The following is a 19,103-nucleotide window of genomic DNA, read 5'->3' as shown; positions in this document are numbered from 1 at the left end:
GGGCTCGAATCGAGCTCGCTCCGGCTTTCAACCCAAGATCCCTTCATCCCACCATGGACGCCACGTGCGACCGCTGCGTTGAAATCCAAACCGGCTGCGCTCTTCTGATATCCCCTCGCACAAATTGCGCTAAGCAGGACAAATGCCTTATAAGGCCGCCGCCGAACGGACGTATACTCCATTCGCCGGTTGCGTTCAATGCGCAACCGCAGCATTGAACGTCTTGTCTTGAACATTCGGGGGGTCCTCGATGTTTCGCTCCAGTGGTCCTGGTCTGCTCTCGCGCCGCCGATTCCTCACCTGGTCGCAGGCGGCGCTCGCCGTGCTCGGAGCATCGCCCGCTATTCCCCTCTTTGGAGCTTCGAGAGCCACGGAGTCCGTTCCTGCCGCCGATGATTACTACGCCAAGCTCGGCGTTGAGCCCATCATCAATGCTGCCGGAACCTATACCTATCTCACCGCAGCTGTCATGCCACCGCAGGTGCAGCGCGCTGTCGCGCAAGCGGCGCTCCATCCGGTCGTCCTCAAGGAGCTTCACACGGCAGCCGGCGAATACCTCGCCAAGCGCCTTCGTTGTGATGGCGCGCTCGTCACATCAGGCGCATCCGCGGCGCTTACTCTTGCTACCGCCGCCTGCATCGCCGATGCCAACCACGCCCGCCCTAATCAGATTCCCCAGCAGGTATGGTCTGGAGACGGCACGCTTGGCATGAAGAACGAGGTCATCGTCCAAAAAGCGCATCGCTACGAATATGACCACGCCATGCAGCTATGCGGAGTTCGCATCGTGGAAGTTGTCACCTTCGACGACTACCAGCGGGCATTTACTCCGAAGACAGTGATGACCAATTTCTTCAACTCCGCCGAAGGAGGTCTCATCGATCGCCAGGCATGGCTCGATGTCGCTCACCGGCACAACGTCCCATGCCATCTTGATGCAGCCGCCGACGTGCCGCCCGTCGAAAATCTCTGGAGATATACAGCCATGGGCTTCGATCTGGTCTGTTTCTCGGGAGGTAAAGGTATCCGCGGTCCTCAGAATGCCGGCCTGCTGCTGGGCAAAAAACATCTCATCGATCTTGCCGCCGACAATGACAGCCCCAACTCTGACGCCGTCGGCCGCGGCATGAAAGTCGCCAAGGAACAGATTGTGGGCATGGTCGCCGCCGTCGATTGGCTGCTCGAGCAAAGCGACGAGGCCAATCAGGCCGAATACATGCGGCGCGCCCACGTCATCAGCGAAGCTGTGAAGGACATCCCCACACTCACGAGCGATATCTACATTCCCGAGATCGCGAATCATGTACCGCACCTGATCCTCGCCTACGATCCCCGTATCGTTGGCATCACGCCGCTCGAAGTGCAGAAGCGGCTGAGTGCCCAACGTCCGCGCATCGAGCTCAACCCCGCCACCGGCACCACAGGGCGGCTCGGTCCACACTCGAATGAAAACACGATCGTAGTGGGCGCATGGATGATGCAGCCGGGCGAGGCTGAGATTGTCGGCCGCTCGCTGCATGCCGTGCTCAGCAATCCCCAGGCATAGTTCGAGGCCGTAGCCTCGACTGACTCAAACAACATTGCCCAAAACCAGATTCAACGGAGGAGCCAACCATGGAAAAAATAGAAAAGCTACCATCGCGCAGAGGTCTCATCAAGAACGCAGCCAAAGCAGCAGCAGCCATCACGGGGAGCGCAGTCCTTGCGAGCTCGGCTAAAGCTCAGACCGCCAAGCCGGAGAAGAAGTCCTATCCAACGAAGACCCTAGCACCCGGCGAAGCTCCGCCGCTTTTCTCGAGCGCCGTTTCCTATGGCAATCTGGTCTTTCTCGCCGGAGTTGGCTATCACGAGAATGGAACCATCGAAGAGGCGACCAAGCATGTTCTCGACGAGCTCGAAAAAAATCTCACCAACGCCGGCTCGTCAATGGAAAAGGTCCTCAAGGTCAACGTCTATCTAAATGACATCAAGGATTGGGCGCGCATGAACACTGCTTACGCCGGCCGCTGGGGGACAATTCCTCCTGTGCGGACGACCATCGCACCCGCCGGTGGAATCCCTGGCAACTCCTTGGTTGAGATCGACCTGATCGCTTACATTTGATGTTATAAGCACCGCAAAGATAGCTATCCCCGGAGATCCGATGTCCGCAAGCTTCGCGCCGAAAGGCTACGTTGCCGCTTCGTCTGTACCTGCGTCTGCCATACCTGCGAATTCGATCGTCGATCGGCATGACCCTCGCTTCGAGACGCTCAAGCGCGGACAAAACCTGCGTTTCCCCGCCACCGATGCCGAGGCGGCAGGCCAGATCATCATCTGCTCGAGTGCGGAGGAAACCGCATCTGCACTCGAGCGTGCGGTCTCGGCTGGCCTCCGCCCCACCATCCGCAGCGGCGGCCACTGCTATGAGGATTTCGTCGCCAACAATCCCAACGGAGTCATCCTCGATCTCTCTACCTTGAATTCTGTCGATGCCGATCCAGCGGGCGGATTTCATATCGCTCCGGGTGCAGTGCTCGGTGAAGCCTACCGCACTCTTTACAAACGCTACGGTGTCACCTTGCCCGCAGGCACCTGTTACATGGTCGGCGCCGGAGGCCACATCTCGGGCGGCGGTTACGGCTTGCTCTCGCGCCTCCACGGCCTCACAACGGATTGGTTAACTGGCATCGACATTCTCACCGTCGACTCCAATGGCAAAGTCACTAACCGCCATATTGACGCGCATCATGATCCCGATCTCTTCCGCGCCTGCCGTGGCGCCGGTGGAGGAAACTTCGGAGTCATCACCAACTTTCACTTTGCGAAGCTGCCAGCGGCGCCCAGCGAAGTGGCCCATGCCGGCATCTCCTTCTCCTGGGCATCGATGACAGAAGCCAAGTTCACACAGCTGCTCATCGCATTCGGAGATTACTGGGCGACGCGCGGTCTCGAACCCGACACATGGGGCCTCTTCGCATTTCTGTCTCTCAATCCGGGCGAGGGCTTCAACATCCACACCCAGTTCATCAATCCCGACGGAACAGCGAATGACCTCTCAGTCCTGCACGAGTTCTTCGATCGCTTCGCCAAGTTCGAACCCGATCCGCCTGAAACATCTGCTCATGGCGCTCCAGGAAAGCTTCCTCGTATCAATCTCCGGCCCTGGCTCAACGCCACATTGGCCGAAGGTGGCTCCGGTGGCGGCTATCGCGCAAAGTATAAGTCCGCGTACATGAAGCAGACCTTCACCCCCGCCGAGTGCGCGGCCATCTACAAATACCTGAACTCGCCCGGTATCGATGCTCACGGCTCATTTCTTTCGATCGATTCCTATGGCGGGGCGATCAATCGGCCCGAACGCATTCTCGATACAGCAACCGCGCAGCGCTCTTCGATCATGAAGCTGCAGTGGCAATGCTATTGGCGCGGCCAGGACGAAGACGCCGGACGCATCAAGTTCATGGACGAGTTCTTCACCGCCGTCTACACCGGCCCGCATGTGGGAGCCGAATATCAGGGCACTCCGCTAGGCCCTCAACATGAGGGCTGCTACATGAACTACGCCGACGTCGACATGCTCCGCTATCCCTTTTGGCCGCAGCTCTTCTACGGCACCGGGTCTCTCTATCCTTTTCTCAAGCAAGTGAAGCAACGCTACGACCCCAATAACATCTTTCACAGCTCAATGAGTGTAAGAGCATGAGTCCAGTCTGGAACAGGCGCACGTTTCTTTCGAACCTCGCTTTGAGCGTTCCGCTCTCGCGAGAGTTATTCGCTGCTCCGCGGCCAGCATCTTCTTCCTACTTGGCCTTTGTGGGCTTCGCGTCCATCGACCAGCCACAGCTTCACCGCGTTGAGGTTTTTCGGGTCGAAGGCGCGCGATGGTCTTCGTTGCAGAAGTCAATTCCCGCGGTCAATCCACAGGCTCTCGCGGTGCACCCGCATCTGCCCGTCCTCTACGCAGCTCACAGCACTGACTCGCACATGCATCTGCCCCGCGGCAGCGTCTCGGCATTGGCCTTTGACGCGCACTCGGGCGTTCTCTCACGATTAGGCGAAGAGCCCCTGGCGCTTTCCGCCACCCACCCCAGCCACATGACTGTTTCACCGGACGGCCGCTCTCTGCTGGTCGCCGCTTCCACGGGCGGAGCGTGGAATTTCTTCGCACTCGCGGAGGATGGTGCGATCCTGCGAACGCCTTCGGCATTGAAGCTCACCGGCTCCGGCCCTCATCCGCTGCAAAGCTCGGCGCGTCCGCATAGCATTGTCTGCCATCCCGCTGCGCCTGTCGCATACGCTGCAGACTTCGGCTCCGACCGTATCGATCAGGTGAGCAGCGTTTCAGAAGCTCCCACTCCTCGCCAACGCATCGTTACACCCACGATTGCGAGGCGCATCAGCTTCGAGCCCGGAAGCGGACCATCGCATCTGGTGCTGCATCCGTCCGGCTCTTTGATAGCTATCGTCCAGCAGCTTCGCCCCGCTCTTGCAGTGCTCGGGATCCAGTCGAATGGAGACATCTCGGATGAGCCGCTGCATTTTCTGCCGCTCAAGGCCGAGCTTGCCGGACCTCTCGTCCGCAATCACTCCGGCAACCGGCTCTATCTCGCCATGCAGACTCCAGGAGGCAATCGTGCCGTCGCCGTATACGCATGGTCGTCCTCGACCGGCGATCTCCGCCGCATCCAGCAAGTGGATCTAGGCACGGAACCGCTATCCACGCATCTCATTGCGACGGAAAATGAACTGATCATGCTCGGGCCAGCAGGTTTAGACACGATTGCATTACGTCCCGAAGACGGCTCCTGCATTGGAACTCCCCGCCGCGTGATGAAGAGTGGCCATGCGGCCAGCATCGTCATTCATTCGGTATAAAAAGTTCCCTTCAGTCCGCTGTTTTTCTATTGCGGAGGCGCTTGCGGTTGCGGAGGAGCATGCGACTGCCCCGTCACCGTGGGTTCAGGATATTTGGTGGACGGAATGGGACGTTCGTTGAATGTGGTCCACCGCGATGCCTGTGTCACATCGGCAGAGTGTTGCTTGACGGTCCATGAATCGGAGGAGATGCCATTCAGGTCGTAGACCACCTTGCCATCCCGCAATGTCATCTGACATACCAGCTTCCTGGTTCCGGTCCGCTTCAGGTTGTACATGTCGACGAAGCCGAACGTGCCTGTCTCTATCGACAGCACCGCTACATCCGCCCCAGAACCGACGGAGAGATTTCCCAGCTGATCCTGCTTGATCTCGTGAGCCGGATTCACCGTCATCTGCGTGAGCACCTCGGGGATCGTCTCTCCTAAAACCATCATCTTGTCCGCCACGTTCAGCATGTCCTTCATGCCGCTGTTCATGGCCGCGATGTGCAGATCTGTCGAGATCGAATCCGGCTTGTAGCCACTCTTCACGATAGGGCCTGCCACGGCCCACGCGAACGATCCGCCCCCGTGCCCAACATCGCAGTAGATGCCGCGCTTGCGCATCACCAGCAGCGCTTCGGATGGCCCTCCGGTTTCTGTATTCTGCTCGCCGCGCAGCCCAGAGAAGCAATGCGTGTAAATGTCGCCCGGGCGCAGATGCGTTGAAACAAGCTGCAGCAGCGGCCGCTCCGCACGGTTCGTTCCGTAATCGATCATCACCGGAATATCTGCGACGTTACCGGCGATCACCGCCTGGTCGAATGGCTTCCACTCCGGTCCAATGTAATGAGCGCTCTTGATCCCCACCACCACGCCGGGAAACTGCTTCGCCTTCTCTCCCGTCAGCTTACCGTCCATGTCGTCGAGATTGTATTCATACTTGGGTCCGCGCATGCCCGCGCCTACGATATTCAACTCGGCCAGCACGCGGGTCTTCGAGCGATCGATGACTCGATCCTTGAAATCGTCAAAGCTTTTCCACCCCGAGCTGCCGGCGTCTACCACCGTCGTAACGCCGTTGCGTAAAGTGAAGCCATCCGGATAGACGGAATTATCACCGGCGTAAGACCCGCGCTCACCCGTGCCAGCATAGGCGTGCACGTGAATGTCGATCAGCCCGGGCGACACATAGAAACCATGCACGTCGACCGTTTTGAGCGCATCTTTTTTCAAGAGGTGCGGCTTCACTGCTGCGATCTTGCCGTCCTTGATTCCCACGTCGCGCAGTCCATCGATGTGATTCTTCGCGTCGAACACATGGCCGCCCTGTAGCAGCAAATCGTAGGGCAACGGATTCGGCGGAACGGGTGCAGAAGGCCGTGCAGGCTCCTGTGCCAACGCTGCGCCGCTCACCAGCGAAAGGACCGCGGTACAAACTACTCCAGACCAACTCACCCGCTTCATCCTCATTTCACCTCTCCCTTTGTTGAATCGCTCGACGCCATTAAGCTCTGACTGCCTTGAAGGTGGCCGCACCATACTCGCCGAGCATCACATCGCCGGCAAAGCTGTCGCCGTTCACCACGCCCGTAAAGACATACGGCACCTGATTGCCGCTGACCGCCATCGTGCTGCTGATGGTCGCATGGTCGGCAGTCACCGTTCCCTTCAACTGCGCGGTAAATACCTCGCCCTTCTGCTCACCAGAAAGCGTTGTGCCGCTCTGCTGCAGCACAAATTGCTGCAGGCCCACACCGCGCGAGTAGTTGATAGTCACATGCCAGTTTCCGGCGAGATTTGCAGTAGGTCCCGAATACACTGGCGGATTCTCAAACTTACCGGGATTGCGAAGATGCATGGCGATGGTCTCTGCGACGATCTTGTAGTCTCCCGGTTGCATCATGTACGGCATGATGCCGAGCGACGACTCCATCTGGTCCGGCCTACGTCCCTGCCCGCCATCGACGAGGATGCGCGGTGTGCCCTTATCCAGCTTCTCCACCAGCTCCGTCCCGGTGATGCCCACCTTCGTCGCGTCCCAGCGAATGCGCAGCGTGGGTGCGCGGTTCGAAAGGTCCGCGTCGGGCATGCGAATCTGCGTGGTCACGCCGGAAATGCCTTCTACCGTCTTCGCGATGTGCTGATTCCACTCCAGCCACTGCCTCTGCTCGGCCTCGTGGTCGCGCTTGTACCACTGCTGCACGGCGGCAAGCATGCCCATCGCCTCTTCCTTGCCGACCTTCAGCGCGCGTCCCCAGTTGTGATGGGGCGCCGCGTTCCAGAAGGCGGCGGCACACAGGCCTTTGGGACCAAGCAAGATGCCCGCAGTCTGCGGCCCACGCATGCACTTGCCACCGGAGTAGCCAACAAACGTAGCTCCCGCGGCAAGATGAATATTCGGAACGATGGGTTCCTCTGCCGCCGCATCCACAAACACGGGGATGTTCTTTTCCTTGGCGATTGCGCAGATGGTCTTGATGGACAGCGGTTCAGTGAATGCGCGCGGCCCGGAGAGAATGTAAATCATCGCCGTCTTGTCGTTGATCTTCGCGCGCAGCTCTTCGTCGGTCTCGACCTCGACGATCTCCGGCCCCGACATCCGCACCCCGAAGTCATAAGGGTTGCGCGAATACTTTGGAATGATCACTTCGCTGCGAACCTTGTGATACGGCAGCGACTGCGACAGCTCAGGATCAGTACCGCAGATGCACGCGACTGTCGCCAACGCGATCGCAGCCTCGCATCCCGTAGTCACGATGGCGCTCGGTGCACCCATGTGGCGGGCGATCTCAGCACCCACCGCCGGCATCAGCTCATCGAGGTGAACGTAATACTGCGAAGCCTCGAACATCGCCTGCTTCACTTCAGGCAGAGACTGCGATCCCGTGATGATGGTGAATGTTCCCCGGGCGTTGATGAGCGGCCTCACACCGATGCGCGTATATAAGTTGTCGCGGCCAGTCGCCGGCTGCGGCGCACTCTCCGCCAGCGTAGCCGCCGATGCAGAGAACGGGGCCACCGCTGCCGCTGCCGAAAGTATGCCGGACTGTTTAAGAACATCCCGCCTGGACCAGCGCACCGACTCAAAGAGTGCCATTCATTTCCTCACTATCTTTCCATCTGTCCTTGCAGCCAACCGGACTGCAACTACCAGCCTCGACGCCAAATAACGATTCTGACCGCACAGTAACTGAGCTGTCATGGGTCAGAAGCCCCGTAAGACTCTGGGGCAAATGCCCTAGGTAACTGTTTGCCTTGAGATTCTGAAAAATCAGATCCGTCCGAATTGCTTTACCGCTTCCACGATCGAGTGGAACTTCTCAATATACGGATACATGCTGTGCTCACTCTCATCCAATTTCTGCGCGAGGATCAGGACTTCCGCAGCGCGAGCCCGCGGCACCACCACTACCCCATCCTGATCGGCAGCGATGATGTCGCCCGCATTCACCATCGTTCCCGCAACCTCAATCGGCAGATTTGCTCCGCCGAAGCGATAGTGGGAGACAGACGTCGATGGCACGGGCCCGGTCGCATACACCGGGAAGCCAATCCTCTTCAGCTGAGGCAGATCGCGTACGCCGCCATCGATAACCGCTCCGGCGAAGCCTCGAGCGAACATCGCCGTCCCCATCAGGCCGCCCATGCCGGCGATGTCTTCGCCGTCTTCAACCTTCATCACATATACGGAGCCGGCTGATCCTGTATCGATCGCCTCCAGCATCCCTGAGAGCGCACCGGGGTCCTTATTTTCTTCTTTCTTCAGCAGCACCGTGAGCGCCGTGCCCGCGAACTTGGTAGGAAAGATGGCCTGCACCTTGTGCGACATGTAGTGCTTTTCATGCAGTAGCTGTTCCTCAGCATCGGAAACCGAAGCCGCCTCCACATGCCGGTAAGCTTCAACCATCCGCGCCGGATCGCGCTGATAGTCGGCCGCCGTAAGCGGAGTATCCGCGCGCAGCACGGCGGTAGCGCAGGCCATCACGACGCCAACCCCAAGTCCCCAGGCGATAAACCACCGCGCGTGTCTTCTTACTCGAACTGTCTGCATAACCAACGTCCTCCATTCTTTGAGCACAACGAAAAAACAGCTATAAGTCAGTCGAAGTGAACCAATCCCCGCTGCAGTGCATAGATTGTTGCCTGGGTCCGATCGCGTGCTCCCATCTTATCGAGCACCGACGAAACATGAATCCGCACTGTCTTCTCTGCAATCCCCAGCTGCTCGGCAATCTCGCGATTCGATCGGCCCTGCGTGATGCACACCAGCACTTCGCTCTCGCGCGGCGTGAGTTCGACGACTGGCGTCCGCTCCGCCAGGCGATCCAGCGCGACACGCGGAAGGTAGCGCAGATCCCGCGAGACATTCTGGATCGCGTTAATCAGCTCTTCGCCGCTGGCATCCTTCGTCAAATATGCCATCGCGCCGGAACGCACAGCGCGGTAGATATCCTCCGAACCGTGGTAGTTCGAGAGCACGACAATGCGCGCCGGATTCGCCATCTTGCGCAAGGTCACGATCACATCGAATCCGCTGACTCGCGGAAGACGCAGATCGAGCACCACGACATCCGGCTTCAATGTGCGATAGAGCTCGATGCCCTGCTCACCATCGACTGCTTCGCCCACGACGCGAATCTGCGCATGGCCTGCAAACACCGACTGCAGAGCCATCCGCGCCAAAAAGTGATCCTCGATCAACAACACCCGGATTTGCTTCGCGTTCATGCTCTGCACTCGTTGCCGATGTTCATGGTCGTTGAAAATCTGTCTCGGCCTGAGCTGCATGTATTCCCGGTCATCATTCATACCCCGATCCAGGGAACGACATGCTGCTGTTGCTTCGTGCCCTTATTGATCGTTTGAAAGCCGACTGTAACCATGACCTCGGTGCCCATCTGCGCGGAGCTGTTCAGATAAAGCGTGCCGCCAAGCTTACGCGCGCGCTCCCGCATCACCGGGATACCGAAGTGTCCCGTTCGCGTCGCATTGTCGGAGAGCTGGAAGCCATGTCCATTGTCGCGCACCGTCAGGCTCAATGAGTCGCTGTCATAACGCAGTCCAATGTGGATCTTCGAAGGCTCGGCGTGCCGGATCGCGTTGCTCACGGCCTCTTGTCCGATGCAGACCAGATGGTGGACCGCACCGGGAGCGATAGGTATCTCATCGCCTTCGACGTCGAACGTCGTGGCCACCGATTCCCGCAGGCGCTGCCCTGAGATGGCCCGCGCTAACGCCTGCGAAAGTATGTCGGTCAGGTCCTCCGAGTCGCGCAGGTCCCAGATGATTCGGCGCGCCTCTGCCTGGCAGTGAGCCACCATGCTGCGTGCCAGCTCGCACGAGTTCGCTGCCGGCGTCGTACTCGCGCCAGCATCGCGAAAGAGCTTGGCGGTTGCTTCCAGCTGCCAGGAGATCGCAGCGAAGCCCGCCATCAGCGTGTCATGGCAGTCGCTCGCGATGCGGTTCCTCTCTTCGAGCACAATGCCCATCTGTCCTTTTAGCAATTGATCGTGCTGGTTGAGGAGCTGCGCCGCGAGAAGCACCAGCCCCAGAGCCAGCAGCAGGTAGGCATACCATGTCTGATAGAAAAACGGGCGCTGTTCCACGGGAAGCTGTGCAGCGGCTGTGCTCCACGCCTCGCCCACTCTATGCGCCTGCACTTCAAACCGATAGTGTCCCGGCGTGATCCGCCGGTAGTGCGCGATGCGATTGCTGGAGACAGTCCAATCCGCGTCGTAGCCTGACAGCTGATAGCGGTACTCGATGGCTGCTCCATCAAGCGGTGTAGCTGCGAAGAAAAAAATAACGTCCCGGGAGCCGGCGTCAAGAGATACAGCGTTCCCGCGCTGGAGCGAGGCCTGATCGACTTCGCTCGTCAACGACCAGCCGAGAATTTTAACCTCTGGAGTTGAATTCCCTGATCCGAGAGTATGCGCTCCGTCGGCTGGCTGCGTCGCTGCAGCCGGAGACACCGTTGAAGGAGCGGCCGGCGCATCAGGTCCGGGCGCGATCTGGGCAATTGCACCCACTCCGCACAATGATGAAAATAACAGCAAAAACAAAAGAGGCTTCAGCTTCCCAGGCATTGTCTCCAGGTCACCATTTTTAAGCTCGGATTACAAACAGGTATAACACTCTTTCTCATGCGCTCACGACTCGAGTGCCCGCTCCGGATGCACAACCAGCCAGCAGGCCGCGCCCACGAGAGCCATGGACGCGGCCACGGCGAAGGACGTGGTCCAGCCGAAATGCTTGGCGATCCAAGGAGTAAGCGACGCGGTGAGTGCTCCGCCGAGTTGGCCGGCCATGTTCACCAGGGAAGAGAAAACGCCCGAACTGCGGCCGGCAATGTCCACCGACACCGACCAGAATGTACTCTGCGATAGATAAAGTGCGCCCGCACCGCCGGCAAGAATCACACCAGCCAGCTGTGGGCTGCGGACCTGCGAGCCCACGACCAGGAAGATAGCGGTAAAAAAGAGCGACACCGCAGCCAGATAGCATCGTCCCACACGCAAACCATGCAGGCGCGTCAAGCGGTCGGACAAACTCCCGCCCACAAGACTGAAAATGGTCATGCAAAGAAACGGCAGCATCGTATAGCGGGCACTGAGTTTCAGGTCGAATCCGCGCACCTGCGCGAGATACAGAAAGAACCAGCTGAAGAATACCCACGCGATATATCCAAAGCTGAAGTAGCCGGCCATAAGCGCCGCCAAATCTTTTCGCGCGAAGATCGCCTTCCAGGCAATGCCCTTGCTGTCAGGCCTCGCCCCAATCCCTGCCACTGTTCTTTCAACTGGTTCGAATGTTAGCCCGGCGCGGATTTCCTTAAGCTCGCTCCTCGATACACCTGGATGCTCTTCCGGCGTATCGCGCGAAAAGATCCACCAGACGGCGCCTGCAAAGCATCCCACCGCCGCACTGAACCAGAAAGCCGCGCGCCATCCTTGGCTCAGGATGATCCACGTGAGCAGCGGAGGGGTGAGTCCGCTGCCCGCGCCCACACCCGCAAAGATCAGTCCATTGATAAATCCCCGCTCCTGCTGCGGAATCCAGTTGGCGACAAACTGGTTCGCAGCTGGATAGATCACCGCCTCCCCCGCGCCCAGCAGGAAGCGGACAGCGATGAGCACGAGGATGGCGTGAGGAATCTTTGTCGGCAGGACCGTGGTAAGAGCAGTCGCGAGGCCCCACCAGAAAACGCCCAGCGTAAGCACCCGCCGCGGCCCAAAGCGGGCAGCGAGAATCCCCGCCGGAAGCTGGAAGCCTGCATAACCAATCAGGAATGCGGAGAAGATCCAGCCGAGCGATTGATTGTTGAGGCCATATTCGCGGCTGATGTTCAAACCGGCGATCGAGATATTGGTGCGGTCCAGAAAGGCTACAGCGCTAAGAATGAATAACCAGAAGCCTAAAAAATATCTGACCCGGGTACGTCGTACGACGGCCATCGTCGTCTCCTCATCGGCAAGCAAATGCACGAAGTGCTGTCTTTGCACTCTACTGCATCGGACAATGCATCCGCGTTACGCGCCTAGGCCATATGTCCCAGACTTCGACTATTTTCTGCGAAGCTTGGTCTGGCTTCCATTCAGTGGATTCGCCGTTGTGCGCTTCTGGTAGATTGAACATGCAATTTCACCACGCACAAAAAACGAATAAGGATCCGCCATTTGCCGGGACATCGTAGTTTCTCGGGAGCACACTCCCGCCGCAGTTTCTTGACAGGTATCGGCGCTCTCGCCATCACTCACTCATTAGTTTCCGTCGCCCAGAAACAGGCAGGCAGCGCAGCGGCAAAGAAACTATTCGTTTATGTGGGCACCTATACAGGCGCGGTCGGCAATGGAGGCAGCGGCGACGGGATCTATCTCTACGAAATGAATCGACAGAGCGGAGAACTATCGCTCGTCAAGCTGGCAGCCAAGGCCGAGAGCCCCTCCTGTCTCGCCGTTCATCCTTCACAGAAATTTCTCTACACCACCAACGAAGTCACCGACTTTCCCAGCAGTCATGGCAAGAGTGGTTCCGTCAGTGCATACGCAATCGATCCAGAGAATGGGGATCTGAAACTTCTCAACAAGGTTAGCTCCGAAGGTCCTGGCCCCACACATCTCAGCGTCGATCGCTCTGGCAAATACGTCCTGGTTGCGAACTACGATGGCGGAAGCGTCGCTGTGCTTCCCATCCTGGCCAGCGGCGAGTTGGGAGCAGCAACGGATTTCCAGCAGGATGCCGGCTCCATCGGTTCACGCCAGTCGACAAGCGCGCCACGCCCCAACTTCGCCATCAGCGGCCACGACCGGCCGCATGCCCACATGGTTCAACCATCGCCCGACAATCGATTCGTCCTCTATACCGACCTGGCACAGGATCGAATTGCAATCTTCCGTTTCGGCACGAGCACCGGCAAACTAAGCTCCTCGGAGAAGATGCCTTATGCTCAGCTTCCCTCGGGAGATGGGCCGCGACACTTTGCCTTTCATCCCAATGGGCATTGGCTCTACTCGATCCAGGAAGAAGCCTCGACCGTGGTCTTCTTTCAATATGATTCCGAAACTGGCGAGCTGACCTCACAGCAGACGATCTCGACACTCCCCAAAGGCTTTCAGGGTACAAGCTTCTCTTCGGAGATCCTGGTCTCTCCGGATGGTCGCTTTCTTTTTGCAGCCAACCGGCTGCATGACACCATCGCGGTCTTCGCCATTGGTACGACCGGGCGTCTAACCTCGAGGGGAGAAACCTCGACACTCGGCGACTATCCCACCGGCCTCAGCATCGACCCGAGCGGCCGCTTTCTCTATGCATGTGATCTAAGAAGCGACTGCATCGCCTGCTTCAAGATTGATAGGAAGACCGGAGTACTCAACTTCACCGGCAGTTACACCGGCGTAGGCAGCCCGAACTCAATCGTCTTTGTCTCGTAATTGATATTCGCCAAGCGCGCCGTTATTTCGAATACACGCGCTTGGCAATGATGGTGGAATCGGTGGCGCTGCTCTCCAGGCTCTTCGTCGAAATCAGGAGCTCGAAGGGCGGAATCGATCCATCCGGGCGGGCAATGGACTTCAGCCAATCGGAGAAACGCGCGCTGTCGAGCACGAAGTTTCCCGCCGACTGCGTTCCCGACATCCACAATCCTCCCAGCACCAGGATCATGCCCCTTCCGCTGGGATTGGGAAGATAGACGACGTCGCCATAAACAGCGGGAGCCCCGATACCACCCGATTCTTCCTGCGGTACATATTCCTGCAGCTCGCCGTTTTGCGGATGCCGATTGAGAAAGCGGAATCCCCATTTCTTATCCGAAACCAGGACGAAGTTTATCGATGGCTCAAGGAGCGAGACCCAAGGATTCGCCTCCTTGGAGCCGATAAGAATCAGATTTGAAGCGCTGGCGTCCGAAGGTCTCAGGTCGCGCGCAAAAACCGTGGCCGCGCGTTCCGAATTCCACTGCGGCAAGTGTGACAACTCAGTCGACATATCCAGATCCACAATGCTGGTATATCGCCGCCCGGCTAGGTTCAACACCACCGCTTGCGTGGCCGCCGGAGCGACCGCCTTAATATGGTTCGGATCGCGATAGCCGCCGCCAATGTAATCGGAGAGAGTCACTTCCTGGCCGGTTGAGGTCTCATAAAGGACCAGCCCGCTGTCCCCAGGGACGATTAACGTTCGCCCGTCGTTGGGAAACACCGTACCCCAGAATCTCCGCTCGATCTCTGTCTGCTTGATTCCCGAATGGCTAGATGCAGATGCGATCGCTGCGTCGTGCCGCAGGTGATGCTCAACAGCCATTGCCACGGCAGCAAGAGACAACCCGACCAGAAACGGCTTCAGCCATTTCCAATGAAACCATCTATCCGGAGCAGGCGCGGGGTCAGGCAGCCGTGGAAGCGGAAGCTCCGCGGTCGGCGTCTCGACAGATTTATCGGCGCGGACCGGGACATCCGCGACCTGATTCGCCTCCCGCCCTACCGGATAGAAACGTGGAACATACCCTCCGCGGGGTATCTCGATGCGCAGCGGCTCATGAATGCCTTCACCGTTGAAATATATCTCCAGCCTCTGACGCAAACGAGTCGCGTGCGAACGAACGATTCCGTCCACGGCGGGATCGTAATTGGGCGCCCGTCCGAAAACCTCCACCCCGATGCGCTGCTCATTAATCTCCTCGGCGCGATCGGCAATGGTCATTTTGCAGACATAAAGGAGGAGTTTCGGCATTTGCTCGGACCGGGCGAAGGTCGACGACCCCGCGATTCGGCGTGCCAGCGCCCATCGAGGATCCTGTGCCAGACGCTTCGGTTCGCTTTCAAGATTCGGTGCGGCGGTGGACATGGGGACTGATTTCAGTAAAAGGGATTGGCATGAACAGAGTGTTAATGGCGAAGCTGCAACGGTTGCAACACGCGCCCATGAACATCCAGTAAACGAATCATCCTAAACGTCTTGTCAGCCAGCCGTGGCTTTCACTGTGAAACACCGGAATGGCTGCACGCCTCCCTGCCTACAGTGAGCACATCCGCAAGGAACGTTGGCTTTCACTCGTCGACATAGATCAATCGCTCAGTTTTGGTTGCAAATCTGCCGGGATCGGCCTGCCGTTCCGCGCTCGAATCTTGCAGCCAGCCGTGAACCAACAGCAAAAGTTCCACCTTTCGGGACCGGAGGACGCCTCAGATGCAATCGATCCATAGAAAGTCGTTTCACTACGCAGCCCTGCTCCTGCTGCTCATCGTCGGCCGAATCGGCCTGGCCCAGATCACAGGGTCCAGTCTGGTCGGCATCGTACATGATTCAGCCGGAGCGACAGTCAAGGGAGCGACAATCACCGCTACCGAAGTCGCCACCAACGCGCGAACCGTCGCGACCTCCAATGAAAAGGGAGAGTATTCCCTTCTCGATCTGCAGCCGGGAATCTATCGGCTAAAGGTGGAAGCGCCAGGTTTCGAGATCTACAACCAGACCGGCATCCGGCTCGACCTGGCGCAGCACGCCGGACAGAATGTCGTCCTCAGCCTCGGCCAGGTCCAGCAGTCGGTCACCATCAATGCCGACGTCTCCACATTGGATACCGTTACATCCGTCGTCAGCGACGAGGTAAACGGCACTTCGATCCGCAATCTCCCTCTGAACAGCCGGAATCCGTATGCGCTGCTCGAACTGGCGCCTGGTTTTGCCGGCTCCGTCGGCAACGACTACAACTCGGTCAGCTATTCGGTGAACGGCGGCCGGCAGGGATACACCGACGTCCTGGTGGACGGCACACCTGCCGGATTTCCGACAGTCAATGGCAACTCGGGCATCGGCATCTTCCCCTCCGTGGACGCCATCGGTGAATTTCGGTTGCTCGCGCAGAACTACCCGGCAGAATACGGCCGCAGTCTCGATGGAATCCTGAACGTGGTCTTCAAGTCGGGCACCAATCAATTCCACGGAACGGCCTTCGAATTCAACCGCATCACCAACTTCGACTCCGACGACTATTTCTCCAAGCTTCACGACAAACCGCTTCCCTCGTTTCATCGCAATCAGTTCGGCGGCATCTTCAGCGGTCCCATCATCAAAGACCGCACGTTCTTCCTCGTTTCGACCGAAGAGCTGCGCGAGAGCGATTTCCAGTCTCTGACAGCTACCGTTCCCACTGCGCTGCAGCGGACCGGAGACTTCTCACAGACTTTTGGCGCGAACGGTCAGCCGATCGTCGTCTACAATCCGTTTTCGACGCGCCCCAATCCGAATGGCAGCGGATATATCCGCGATCCATTCCCCGGCAATAAAATTCCCCAGAACCTGCTGAGCTCGGTGGCACAGAAAGCCCTCTCGTTTTATCCGGAGCCGAACACAGTAGGAAATCCCACCACAAACGCCAACAATTACTACGCCAACGGCAGCACAAGCAATGTGATCAATGCCTGGGATATCCGCATCGACCACACCATCAGCCAGAAGCAAAAGCTCTTCGGACGATATTCGGACCGTTACTTCGACAGCGACCCGAAGCCGCTGTTTCCTGCAGCAGATGCGGTTGCGGAAGGCCTCATCAACGGGGAAGACTTTGATCGCGGTCTGACTCTCGGCTACACGGCGACCCCCAATGAACGCACCATCTTCGACGCGCGCCTCGGCTTCGCACGCACTCTCTACAACTACCTGAACACCAGCCTCGGCTTCCAGGCCTCTACGCTCGGATTGCCGAACACTCTCGACGCGGCCAGCGGCACGCCGCTCTTTCCCGTCTTCTCGCCAACGGGTTATCAGGGACTGGGCAATAACGGCAACCGCCACAATGCCTTCATGACCTATAGCCTGCTCTCTTCACTGACCCTGGTGCGTGGGCCTCACGTCTTCAAGTTCGGCTTCGACGGCCGTCTCATCCGCGTCAACGACCACGAGAGTGCCGACAGCTCCGGGAACTTCTCCTTCGGCACCAACTTCACCCAGGGGCCGAATCCGAACGCGGCCAGCGCAAATACCGGCAACGGACTCGCATCGATGTTGCTCGGAACCGGAACCGGCGACCTGATCCAGGCCTACAAGGATGATGCCTCGCAGAGCTACTACCTCGCCGAGTACGCACAGGACGACTGGCGCGTGAATCAGAAACTCACGCTGAACCTCGGCGTGCGCTATGACCTGGATACACCGCGCACCGAACGCTTCAACCGCATGAACTACTTCGATCCGACTGCACCCTCTCCACTGGCTTCTGTAGTAAACGGGCTCGAGGGTGGCCTGGTCTTCGTAGGTGTGGATGGCCGCAGCCGTCATCAGTACCACATCGACGCCAACAACGTAGCTCCACGCGTCGGCTTCGCTTACTCCGCGACCAAGAGCACGGTCGTCCATGGCGGCGGAGCGGTTGTCTATGGTCCTTCCGCGCAGGCTGCGGCAGGAACAGTTGGCCCTTACGGCTTCCGCGTGCAGAATACCTGGGTAAGCACACTGGATGGCATCACGCCCTACAATACCCTCGACAACCCCTTCCCTCAGGGCTTTCAACCGCCGCCCGGCGCGTCGCAAGGCCTGCTGACCGGGGTAGGAGGACAGATCGAAGGCGCCATACAGAACACCCCTACCCCATATACCGTGCAGATGAATCTCGATGTGCAGCAGTCTCTGCCCCACGAGTTCACATTTGACATCGCATACGTCGGCAATCGTGGACGCAAGCAGCAACAGAGCCGCGAGGGCGGCATCGACTTCGACCAGCTGCCCGTTGCGGACCTCGCCCTCGGCTCGCACCTCAACGATTCAGTAGCCAATCCCTACTTCGGATCGATCACCACCGGCACCCTGGCCGCGGCCACTACCTCGCGTGGCCAGCTACTCAAGCAGTATTCGCAGTTCACCAGCGTTCTGCCGCTCTTTCTCGCCGGAGGCAATGATCAATATGACGGACTGCAGCTTCGCCTGGATAAGCGCTTCAATTCAGGTCTGCAACTGCAGGGCTCGTATGTCTGGGCTAAGAACTTCGATAACAGCACCAACCATCAAAACAGTTTCGATCCCATGGCAGATTACGCAGTCAGTTCGCAGGATATGCGCCAGCGCTTCATCATGAGCTACATTTATGAGCTGCCATTCGGCCGCGGACATATGTTCGGCTCACACATCTCCCGGCTCGAAGATGCAATCATCGGTGGCTGGCAGGTCAACGGCATCACCACCATCCAAACCGGCACCCCCTTGCAAATCAGCGCCAGCAACACGCTTTCCAGCTTTAACTTCCAAACGCTCTACGCTGACACCAACTTCAAAAACGCCGCGCTGCACGGAGACATTCACAAGCGGCTCAACAAATATTTCAATACCGGCGACTTCAGTCAGCCTGCGCCATTTACTCTGGGAAATGGACCGGCTTATTACAACGAGCTGCGGGCTCCCGGCCTCAACAGCACCGATCTCTCCTTCTTCAAGGAGTTTCATCCCACGGAGCGAGTTACTGCGCAGTTCCGCACCGAAATGTTCAACGCCTTCAACCACGTTCAGTTCGCTTCACCGGATACCGGCGTGACGGACACCACCTTCGGAGAGATCACGTCCCAGAACAATACGCCCAGGCAGATTCAATTCGGCCTGAAACTAATCTTCTAACCAACTCCAGAGAGGGACTGCCAATAAGCAGTCCCTTGATTGATTTCTATTAAGGACAAGGCTCCGGGAATTGCTTACATCTCTGCGTTTCATCTCTCTCCTGGCCCTGGTATGGGCGCCTGCCGTTTCTCATACTGCATCTCAGCCCGCCAAAACTCG

The 19,103-nt window shown here is 58.4% G+C and carries 13 protein-coding genes; 6 read left to right on the top strand and 7 right to left on the bottom strand.

All coding sequences use genetic code 11. The features are described 5' to 3' along the window. Window positions 1-250: 250 nt before the first annotated feature. From XX99_RS02700 to XX99_RS02685, 4 genes are all read left to right on the top strand, one after another. Window positions 251-1,546: a selenocysteine synthase gene (locus XX99_RS02700; protein ID WP_050057810.1), complete on the top strand. Its 1,296-nt coding sequence runs from the start codon at window positions 251-253 to the stop codon at window positions 1,544-1,546. Between the two features lie 68 nt (window positions 1,547-1,614). Beyond that, window positions 1,615-2,103, top strand: coding sequence for a RidA family protein (locus XX99_RS02695; RefSeq protein ID WP_050057809.1), 489 nt, complete (start codon window positions 1,615-1,617; stop codon window positions 2,101-2,103). 40 nt (window positions 2,104-2,143) lie between these two features. Further along, complete coding sequence (locus XX99_RS02690; RefSeq protein ID WP_082125191.1) at window positions 2,144-3,685, top strand: FAD-dependent oxidoreductase; 1,542 nt, start codon at window positions 2,144-2,146, stop codon at window positions 3,683-3,685. Next, a complete protein-coding gene (locus XX99_RS02685; RefSeq protein ID WP_050057808.1) occupies window positions 3,682-4,857 on the top strand; it encodes a lactonase family protein in 1,176 nt (391 codons plus the stop codon). The genes XX99_RS02690 and XX99_RS02685 overlap by 4 nt, the downstream gene beginning before the upstream one ends. A 26-nt stretch (window positions 4,858-4,883) precedes the next feature. On the opposite strand, the gene XX99_RS02680 is transcribed toward XX99_RS02685, so the two are convergent. From XX99_RS02680 to XX99_RS02655, 6 genes are all read right to left on the bottom strand, one after another. Then, window positions 4,884-6,305, bottom strand: coding sequence for an amidohydrolase/deacetylase family metallohydrolase (locus XX99_RS02680; RefSeq protein ID WP_050057807.1), 1,422 nt, complete (start codon window positions 6,303-6,305; stop codon window positions 4,884-4,886). A gap of 40 nt (window positions 6,306-6,345) precedes the next feature. Beyond that, window positions 6,346-7,938, bottom strand: a complete 1,593-nt coding sequence (locus tag XX99_RS02675) for a PLP-dependent transferase (RefSeq protein WP_050057806.1) — start codon at window positions 7,936-7,938, stop codon at window positions 6,346-6,348. Between the two features lie 174 nt (window positions 7,939-8,112). After that, entirely contained in the window at window positions 8,113-8,892 is a 780-nt protein-coding gene (locus tag XX99_RS02670; protein WP_231581118.1) for an RraA family protein, read from the bottom strand. Window positions 8,893-8,939: 47 nt separating this feature from the next. Further along, window positions 8,940-9,569, bottom strand: a complete 630-nt coding sequence (locus XX99_RS02665) for a response regulator (RefSeq protein WP_050058086.1) — start codon at window positions 9,567-9,569, stop codon at window positions 8,940-8,942. A gap of 77 nt (window positions 9,570-9,646) precedes the next feature. Beyond that, on the bottom strand, window positions 9,647-10,927 hold the full coding sequence (locus tag XX99_RS02660; RefSeq protein ID WP_082125189.1) for an ATP-binding protein: 1,281 nt from the start codon (window positions 10,925-10,927) through the stop codon (window positions 9,647-9,649). 63 nt (window positions 10,928-10,990) lie between these two features. Next, window positions 10,991-12,295 (bottom strand): MFS transporter, encoded by a 1,305-nt coding sequence (locus XX99_RS02655; protein ID WP_050057804.1) that lies wholly within the window; start codon window positions 12,293-12,295, stop codon window positions 10,991-10,993. Window positions 12,296-12,565: 270 nt separating this feature from the next. On the opposite strand from XX99_RS02655, the gene XX99_RS02650 reads away from it, so the two are divergent. Further along, window positions 12,566-13,771 carry a lactonase family protein gene (locus XX99_RS02650; protein ID WP_197081815.1) on the top strand — a complete coding sequence of 402 codons (1,206 nt, stop codon included), beginning with the start codon at window positions 12,566-12,568 and terminating at the stop codon, window positions 13,769-13,771. A 22-nt stretch (window positions 13,772-13,793) separates the two neighbouring features. Here the strand turns inward: XX99_RS02650 and XX99_RS02645 are convergent, their stop codons facing one another. Beyond that, a complete protein-coding gene (locus tag XX99_RS02645) occupies window positions 13,794-15,071 on the bottom strand; it encodes a hypothetical protein (RefSeq protein ID WP_156185756.1) in 1,278 nt (425 codons plus the stop codon). 456 nt (window positions 15,072-15,527) lie between these two features. Between XX99_RS02645 and XX99_RS02640 the strand changes: the two genes are divergently transcribed. Then, window positions 15,528-18,944: a TonB-dependent receptor gene (locus XX99_RS02640; protein WP_050057801.1), complete on the top strand. Its 3,417-nt coding sequence runs from the start codon at window positions 15,528-15,530 to the stop codon at window positions 18,942-18,944. Window positions 18,945-19,103 lie beyond the last annotated feature (159 nt).

Origin of the sequence: Silvibacterium bohemicum (assembly GCF_001006305.1) — a bacterium.
Lineage (GTDB): Bacteria > Acidobacteriota > Terriglobia > Terriglobales > Acidobacteriaceae > Silvibacterium > Silvibacterium bohemicum.
The sequence above is the reverse complement of the archived record's forward strand: the minus strand, read 5'-3'. Positions and strand labels throughout refer to the sequence as shown.

Excerpts from the sequence above, each read along its gene's own strand:
- XX99_RS02700 (WP_050057810.1), top strand. The coding sequence starts at position 251 with ATGTTTCGCTCCAGTGGTCCTGGTCTGCTCTCGCGCCGCCGATTCCTC.
- XX99_RS02695 (WP_050057809.1), top strand. The coding sequence starts at position 1,615 with ATGGAAAAAATAGAAAAGCTACCATCGCGCAGAGGTCTCATCAAGAAC.
- XX99_RS02690 (WP_082125191.1), top strand. The coding sequence starts at position 2,144 with ATGTCCGCAAGCTTCGCGCCGAAAGGCTACGTTGCCGCTTCGTCTGTA.
- XX99_RS02685 (WP_050057808.1), top strand. The coding sequence starts at position 3,682 with ATGAGTCCAGTCTGGAACAGGCGCACGTTTCTTTCGAACCTCGCTTTG.
- XX99_RS02680 (WP_050057807.1), bottom strand. The coding sequence starts at position 6,305 with ATGAAGCGGGTGAGTTGGTCTGGAGTAGTTTGTACCGCGGTCCTTTCG.
- XX99_RS02675 (WP_050057806.1), bottom strand. The coding sequence starts at position 7,938 with ATGGCACTCTTTGAGTCGGTGCGCTGGTCCAGGCGGGATGTTCTTAAA.
- XX99_RS02670 (WP_231581118.1), bottom strand. The coding sequence starts at position 8,892 with ATGCAGACAGTTCGAGTAAGAAGACACGCGCGGTGGTTTATCGCCTGG.
- XX99_RS02665 (WP_050058086.1), bottom strand. The coding sequence starts at position 9,569 with ATGAACGCGAAGCAAATCCGGGTGTTGTTGATCGAGGATCACTTTTTG.
- XX99_RS02660 (WP_082125189.1), bottom strand. The coding sequence starts at position 10,927 with ATGCCTGGGAAGCTGAAGCCTCTTTTGTTTTTGCTGTTATTTTCATCA.
- XX99_RS02655 (WP_050057804.1), bottom strand. The coding sequence starts at position 12,295 with ATGGCCGTCGTACGACGTACCCGGGTCAGATATTTTTTAGGCTTCTGG.
- XX99_RS02645 (WP_156185756.1), bottom strand. The coding sequence starts at position 15,071 with ATGCCGAAACTCCTCCTTTATGTCTGCAAAATGACCATTGCCGATCGC.
- XX99_RS02640 (WP_050057801.1), top strand. The coding sequence starts at position 15,528 with ATGCAATCGATCCATAGAAAGTCGTTTCACTACGCAGCCCTGCTCCTG.